The sequence below is a fragment of the Catenulispora sp. EB89 genome (genome assembly GCF_041261445.1).
Classification (GTDB): Bacteria; Actinomycetota; Actinomycetes; order Streptomycetales; family Catenulisporaceae; genus Catenulispora.
This window is the reverse complement of the sequence record NZ_JBGCCU010000005.1, coordinates 564,605-570,869: the sequence shown is the minus strand read 5'-3', so window position 1 is coordinate 570,869 and position 6,265 is coordinate 564,605. Positions and strand designations below refer to the sequence as shown.

Here is a 6,265-nt window from a genome sequence, read left to right as displayed (position 1 = left end):
CTTGACCCCGCCAGTCCGGGATGGTTGTGCAAGCACCGCCGACAGCGACGAGGGATCCGGGACAACCCCCACTGTGTGAAAACCATGCACGAGGTACCGCAGAGCCGGGCCAGCGGCGCCGGTCGCCGCCGCGAGGTTGTCAGGTACCGCGCGGTCTACAAGCAAAGGCCGGTCGTGGCGGTGCGCCAGGAGCCTGGGATGCGGCTGCGACTCGGGGCCGGACTCGATTCGGCGGCTCAGAGAACCTTGGGTGCCCCCGGCGACAGCTCGGCGCCGCACCGGCACCCCCGTCTCAAGGTTCATCCTCGAAACGGGGGTGCGCTCACGCCCTACTCCTCAGGGCCCGAACTCATCCGGTCTACCCCTGGTCCCCCGGCGCCCGCGACGTGGACCTGAGCCCGCGCCGTGATGGGCCCCGGGCGGGGGCGTGCGGGGCCGAGTGCGTCACGCCGTGCGCGTGGCCGCCCAGCGGGCCTGACGGGGGTGCTGAGGGCGCTCCGGGGCCCGTGGAGCCGGTGAGGCCGCCGAGGCCGCTGCCGGGGGTGCCGGCGCTGCGCTTCTTGTGGAGTTCCTGCTCCGCGTCGGCGGCTCGGGCTGCTGCCAGGTCTCGGTTCGCGGCGGCGAAGATGTCCTTCGTCACCGCGAAGGAGGCGGGGGTCTCCGAGCCCTCGTCGGGGTACCAGATCGAGCGCGAGGAGTGCAGGTAGTCCCCCATGTAGATGTGGAACGCGCCTGTGAACGTTCTGCGGTTGGGGTTGGCTATCCGGTGGATGGCGTCGTGCGCCATCAGGACTGCCTCCCCCTCGTTGATGTCGACCGTCGCGGTGCGTTGTAAGCGTCCGCCTCTCCTGGACTGCGTCTGGTAGAAGTCGTTGACCTCCAACCCCGCGTAGACGCCCGTCATGACCGGCGTGTTGTGGTTGTGCGCGGGGTAGGACATCCCCGGCGCCCAGACCATGTTCTCGATCACCAGCTCAGGCCCCGGATACAGGACCTGGAGGTGGGCCTCGCGCGGATCACCGAAGCACTCGCGCACCGGCGCGCATCCGCGCCCGAGTGTCCGGTCCAGTACGTCCTTCACCGCGTCGGCCCCGTCGGCCTCCCAGGCCTGCAGGCACTCGCGGACGAACTCGTCGATGTCGAACTTTCGGCGTGATCGCGGCATCGCCATGACTCCGTTCAGCTAAAGGCTGACAGCGCTCCGTTCTCTCCCCGCCAAATACTGAAGCACCTGACGCCACCGGCGCGCCAGGGGCGCGTCAAACCTTTCTGCGAATTACTCCGATCTCGGCCCCTTTGTTGGACGCGCTGTCAAACCGCTGCCGCCAACAGCGAGTCGGCCACAGGGGTGCGCGCGTAAAGCACGGAGCGGCCCGCGCGATGTGCGGAAACCATGCCCGCGCCACGCAGAGCGGTCAGGTGCTCGGAGACACCGCCGGCCGACATTCCGGTGCGCGAGGCGAGTTCGGTGGTGGACGCCGGAGCCTCAAGTTCGGCCAGCAGCAGGGCCCGCGAGCGGCCGATGACGGCGGCCACGGCGTCCGACGGCTCGGCCGTGCGGCGCGCGAACAGCGTCCCGACGCCCCGCGCCCCGAAGCAGAGCTGTGGCACGTCACCGGTGGCGGCGCGGGTGAGAATCTTGTTCCAGGCGAAGGCGGACGGCACCAGGATCAGCCCCGGAGCGTTGTCGTCGCGGCACAGGACGCGCTGCCGGTGCAGCATCCGCAGGGTCCCGCTGTTCCAGCTGACGTCCGGATGCAACTCGTTGAACAACCGCGCCGCGCCGTACTCGGCGACCTGCCGCGCCCGGTGATAGATGTCCGCTTCAAGCAGGGTTCTGATCCGCGACCAGTAGGGCGCGAGCGCTATCTGGAAGTAGTTCTCGATGTCCTTGGCGAGTTCGCAGAGCGCTTGATCGCGATGGGTCCGCAGACGCTCCGCGAACGCCGGTATCGCACCGTTCGGGACCTTCTCCGCATAGATGTCGAGATCAGCCAGAAGGTGGTCGTCGGGCGTCGCCTGAATGGCTGCGAGCTCATCGGCCAGAGCCGGTGAGGAATTGGCAGGCACAGGGTTCAGGAAGTCGGGAACGTATGATTGTGCATGGAATAGCGCGGAAAGACTTCCTGTCAGCAGTCCCGCGGCCGCCAGTCGCGGCCGGACCTGGTCGAACCACGGGCCGTGCACCGGATACAGCCCGGGCCTGGTCAGCACCCGGAAACTGGTGATGACCTCCCACATCGGGGACGCGGAGAACCGGACCTGCGCCAGCTCCTCCGCGGTGAATGACAACGTCGCAGACACTGCGTTCCCCTCCCGCTCCCACCACCCCGCGCCCCGCGGATTCGGGCGGGGCCGAATCATTGTCGCATGATCGCCGTCCGGCGCCACTCTGGGCGCCATGACCACCACGAGCATCCGCCCCGAGGAGTGCGGCCCGGCCTCCGCCGCCGGCCGCGTGGGGCACCTGACGCGCCCGGACCGTGCGGCGCGACCGGCTGACGCCGCCGGCCCGGCCCGCACGGCCCGCCTCCGCAATCCGCTGTCGGCCTTCGCCGGATTCCCCCGGGTGATCTGGGTGGTCTTCGCGGGGACCGTCGTGAACCGGGTCGGCTTCCTGGTCGGACCGTTCCTGGTGTTCTTCCTCGGCTCGCGCGGCATCCCGGCGTCGCAGACCCCTTACGTCCTCGGCGCACTCGGCGCCGGCAACCTGGTCGGCCCGGCGGTCGGCGGCTGGCTCGCGGACCGCCGCAGCCGGAAGCTGACGATGCTGGCCGGCCTGCTCGGCACGGCCGCCGCGCAAGGCGCACTGTTCGCCGCCCCGAACGCGGCGACCATGGCGCTGGCCGCGATCGCGCTGAGCGCCACGGCCACGATGGTCGCGCCGGCGGCCTCGGCGACGCTGGCCGACAACGTCGGGCCGGGACGGCGCCGCGAGGCGTTCGCGCTGATCGGCTGGGCGGTGAACATCGGCACGGCGGTCGCCGGGATCCTCGGCGGGTACCTCGCGGCGCACGGGTACTGGATGCTGTTCGCGATCGACGCGGGGACTTCGGTGGCGTACGCGGGGATCGTGGCGGCGCTGCTGCCGGGGCGGGACTCGCAGAAAGCTGATGAGACGGCTGATGCGACGGCTGCCGCCATAGCAACCATGCCAAGTGCGCCAACCACCGCCGCGCCGGCAGCCACGGCCGCCGCAGCCGCAGCCGCAGCCGCAGCCGCCAAGCCAAGCGCACCCTCCGCCCCCGCAAGCTCCGGCTACGGCGTTGTCCTCCACGACCGCCTGGTCCGCAAGCTCCTCCCCCTCCTCGGCGTCCAGCTCTTCATCTACTCCCTCACCGAGAGCGCCCTCCCCCTCGCCATCCGCACCGACGGCCTCTCCCCTACCGTCATGGGCATGGCCGCGGCGGTCAACGCGGGGCTGGTCGTGGCCCTCCAGCCGCTCGCCACCTCCGTCCTGGCGCGCTTCCCCCGCAACCACGTCCAGATCGCCGCCGGCATCCTGATAGCCGCCGGCGTCGCCCTCACCGGCCTCGCCCACACCCCGGCCGGCTACGCGGCCACCGTGGCCGTGTGGTCCGTCGGCGAGGTCGTCGCCGGCGGGATCCCGGCCGCCCTCATCGCCGACCTAGCCCCCGCTACGGCCCGCGGCCGCTACCAGGGCGCCTTCAGCTGGACCTGGGGCGTGGCCCGCTTCCTGGCCCTGGCCGCCGGCACGACCGCCTACACGCTCATCGGCCCCGCGTTCCTGTGGTGGAGCGTCCTGGCCCTGGGAGCGGCCGCCACCGTGGGCGTCGCGGCGCTCGGCCCCGCGATCGACCGCCGCACAGTAGAGGCCTGAGCCACAAGAGAACAACGAGGTGGCCGCCGCGAATCGCGACGGCCACCTCGTTGTGTATCAACACTCACACGTTGAACCGGAAGTCCACCACGTCCCCGTCGGCCATGACGTAGTCCTTGCCTTCCATCCGGGCCTTGCCCTTGGCCCGGGCCTCGGCGACCGAACCGAGCTCGATCAGGTCCTCGAAGGACACGATCTCCGCCTTGATGAACCCGCGCTGGAAGTCCGTGTGGATGACCCCCGCGGCCTCGGGCGCGGTCGCCCCCTTGCGGATCGTCCAGGCCCGCGACTCCTTCGGACCGGCCGTCAGGTACGTCTGCAGCCCCAGCGTCTCGAATCCGACGCGCGCCAGCTGGTTCAGTCCCGACTCGTCCTGTCCCATGCCCTGGAGCAGTTCCAGCGCCTCGTCGTCGGGGAGCTCCATCAGCTCGTGCTCGATCTTGGCGTCCAGGAAGATCGCCTCGGCGGGGGCGACCAGGGCGCGCATCTCGTCCTTCAGCGCGTCGTTGGTGAGCTCGTCCTCGTCGACGTTGAAGACGTACAGGAACGGCTTCGCCGTCAGCAGGTGCAGTTCGCGCAGCGGCTCGCGGTCCAGGCGGGCGGCGAAGACGGTCTTGCCGGAGTCCAGGATCTTCTTGGCCTCCTCCACCGCGGCGACGGTCGCCTGTACTTCCTTCTTCATCCGCGCCTCTTTCTGCAGGCGCGGCAGGGCCTTCTCGATCGTCTGCAGGTCCGCCAGGATCAGCTCGGTGTTGATGGTCTCGATGTCGTCGGCCGGGGAGACCTTGCCGTCGACGTGGACCACGTTGGGGTCGGTGAAGACCCGGATCACCTGGCAGATCGCGTCGGCCTCGCGGATGTTGGCCAGGAACTTGTTGCCCAGGCCCTGGCCCTCGCTGGCGCCGCGCACGATGCCGGCGATGTCGACGAAGGTCACGGTGGCCGGGACCACCTTCTGCGAGGTGTAGAGCTCGGCGAGCTTGGCCAGCCGCGGGTCCGGGACGCCGACCACGCCTTCGTTCGGGTCGATGGTGGCGAAGGGGTAGTTCGCGGCGAGCACGTCGTTCTTGGTGAGCGCGTTGAACAAGGTCGACTTGCCCACGTTCGGGAGTCCGACGATTCCGATGGTGAGCGCCATTGTCCAACTGTCCTATCGACGTCGCGTACGGGATGCGGTGCGGGGCCGGACGCGGCCCGCCCTCCAGTATCGCAGGCCCTGCGGGCCGCTACGCCGATCGAGGGGACTCACCCGGCCCCGCCCGCCGCCTCCGACACCCCCGCGAACGCCCGCGCCAGGCTCGGCCGCGTCCGTGATCAGCGTGAGAATGCCCGGAGGTCAGCGTGCGGAACACCCGCGTCGGTATCAAGAAGGCCGCCCTGGCCTGCGGTGCGGCCGGGTTAGCCCTGGCCGCGACCGCCCCGTCCGCCCTGGCCGCCGCCGGGCACTCGCAGTACGCGAGTTTCGACTTCGCCGGCGAGAGCGTGACGGACCCTGCGGTCAACTTCCCCCCGACGCAAATCAGCACTGACAGCACCTCACCCTCGCAGGCCTCGGGCCAGAGCGCGTTCCTCAACGCCTCGACGCCCTTCGCGCAGGTCTTCGGCAGCTCCCAGGGCAAGCCCTACGCGCTGCTGCGCTCGGCGAAGGGCCGCAACCCCTCGACCACCGTGCTGCACTTCGACCGGCCGCTGGTCCCGGGCAGCTGGGGCTTCACGCTCGGCGACGTGGACGCCGAGAAGGTCCGCGTGACCGCCTACGACGCGGCCGGCCGGCAGGTCCCCACCTCCGCGCTCGGCTTCCAGGGCTCGTTCAACTTCTGCCAGGGCACGCCGCTGCCCAGCGCGTGCGGCGGCCAGCCGGACACCGACCTGCCGAACTGGGACCCGGTGAGCTCCTTCCTGGTCGGCAACGTCGCGGACACCAACGGCGCCTCGGGCTGGTTCCGGCCCACCGCCGACGTGACCACGCTGGAGCTCTACTCGGTCGTTCAGACCGGCATTCCGGCCTACCAGCTGTGGCTGGCCGCCCTGGACCAGCCCCCGGCCGAGCGCAAGCGCCCGATCACGCCGCCGGTCGTCACTCCGCCCGGCCAGCCGGTGGTGATCCCGGTGTGCGAGGGCACGTCGAAGAACATCGACCTGATCAGCGGCGCCGAGCACGGCACGATCACCTCGCACGCCAACTGCACCGTCACCTACACCCCGAACCCGGGCTTCATCGGCAGGGACACCTTCACCCTGCGCATCGAGAAGACCGACGGGCAGATCCTGGTCCGCAGCTTCGACGTGAAGGTGGCCAGGACGCTGCCGGTCACCGGCGCGCCCGAGGGCCTCCCGGCCGAGGTCGCGGCGGCCCTGGCGCTGCTCGGCGCTGGCGCCGTGCTGACCGTCGCGACGCGCAGGGCGCGCAAGGCATAACCGCAG

General features: G+C 70.6%; 5 protein-coding genes. 2 read left to right on the top strand and 3 right to left on the bottom strand.

All coding sequences use genetic code 11. The features are described from left to right. Positions 1-358: 358 nt before the first annotated feature. Positions 359-1,165, bottom strand: a complete 807-nt coding sequence (locus ABH920_RS14715) for a hypothetical protein (RefSeq protein WP_370349497.1) — start codon at positions 1,163-1,165, stop codon at positions 359-361. A 146-nt stretch (positions 1,166-1,311) separates the two neighbouring features. Next, a complete protein-coding gene (locus ABH920_RS14710; RefSeq protein WP_370349496.1) occupies positions 1,312-2,241 on the bottom strand; it encodes an ArsR/SmtB family transcription factor in 930 nt (309 codons plus the stop codon). 160 nt (positions 2,242-2,401) lie between these two features. On the opposite strand from ABH920_RS14710, the gene ABH920_RS14705 reads away from it, so the two are divergent. Further along, positions 2,402-3,841 (top strand): MFS transporter, encoded by a 1,440-nt coding sequence (locus ABH920_RS14705; protein ID WP_370349495.1) that lies wholly within the window; start codon positions 2,402-2,404, stop codon positions 3,839-3,841. Between the two features lie 64 nt (positions 3,842-3,905). Here the strand turns inward: ABH920_RS14705 and ychF are convergent, their stop codons facing one another. Further along, positions 3,906-4,979, bottom strand: a complete 1,074-nt coding sequence (ychF, locus tag ABH920_RS14700; RefSeq protein ID WP_370349494.1) for a redox-regulated ATPase YchF — start codon at positions 4,977-4,979, stop codon at positions 3,906-3,908. Positions 4,980-5,182: 203 nt separating this feature from the next. On the opposite strand from ychF, the gene ABH920_RS14695 reads away from it, so the two are divergent. Further along, a complete protein-coding gene (locus ABH920_RS14695) occupies positions 5,183-6,259 on the top strand; it encodes an Ig-like domain-containing protein (protein WP_370349493.1) in 1,077 nt (358 codons plus the stop codon). The last annotated feature ends 6 nt before the right edge of the window (positions 6,260-6,265 follow it).

Bases quoted from the DNA above. Each gene is read 5' to 3' on its own strand.
- ABH920_RS14715 (WP_370349497.1), bottom strand. From the start codon at position 1,165: ATGCCGCGATCACGCCGAAAGTTCGACATCGACGAGTTCGTCCGCGAG.
- ABH920_RS14710 (WP_370349496.1), bottom strand. From the start codon at position 2,241: ATGTGGGAGGTCATCACCAGTTTCCGGGTGCTGACCAGGCCCGGGCTG.
- ABH920_RS14705 (WP_370349495.1), top strand. From the start codon at position 2,402: ATGACCACCACGAGCATCCGCCCCGAGGAGTGCGGCCCGGCCTCCGCC.
- ychF (WP_370349494.1), bottom strand. From the start codon at position 4,979: ATGGCGCTCACCATCGGAATCGTCGGACTCCCGAACGTGGGCAAGTCG.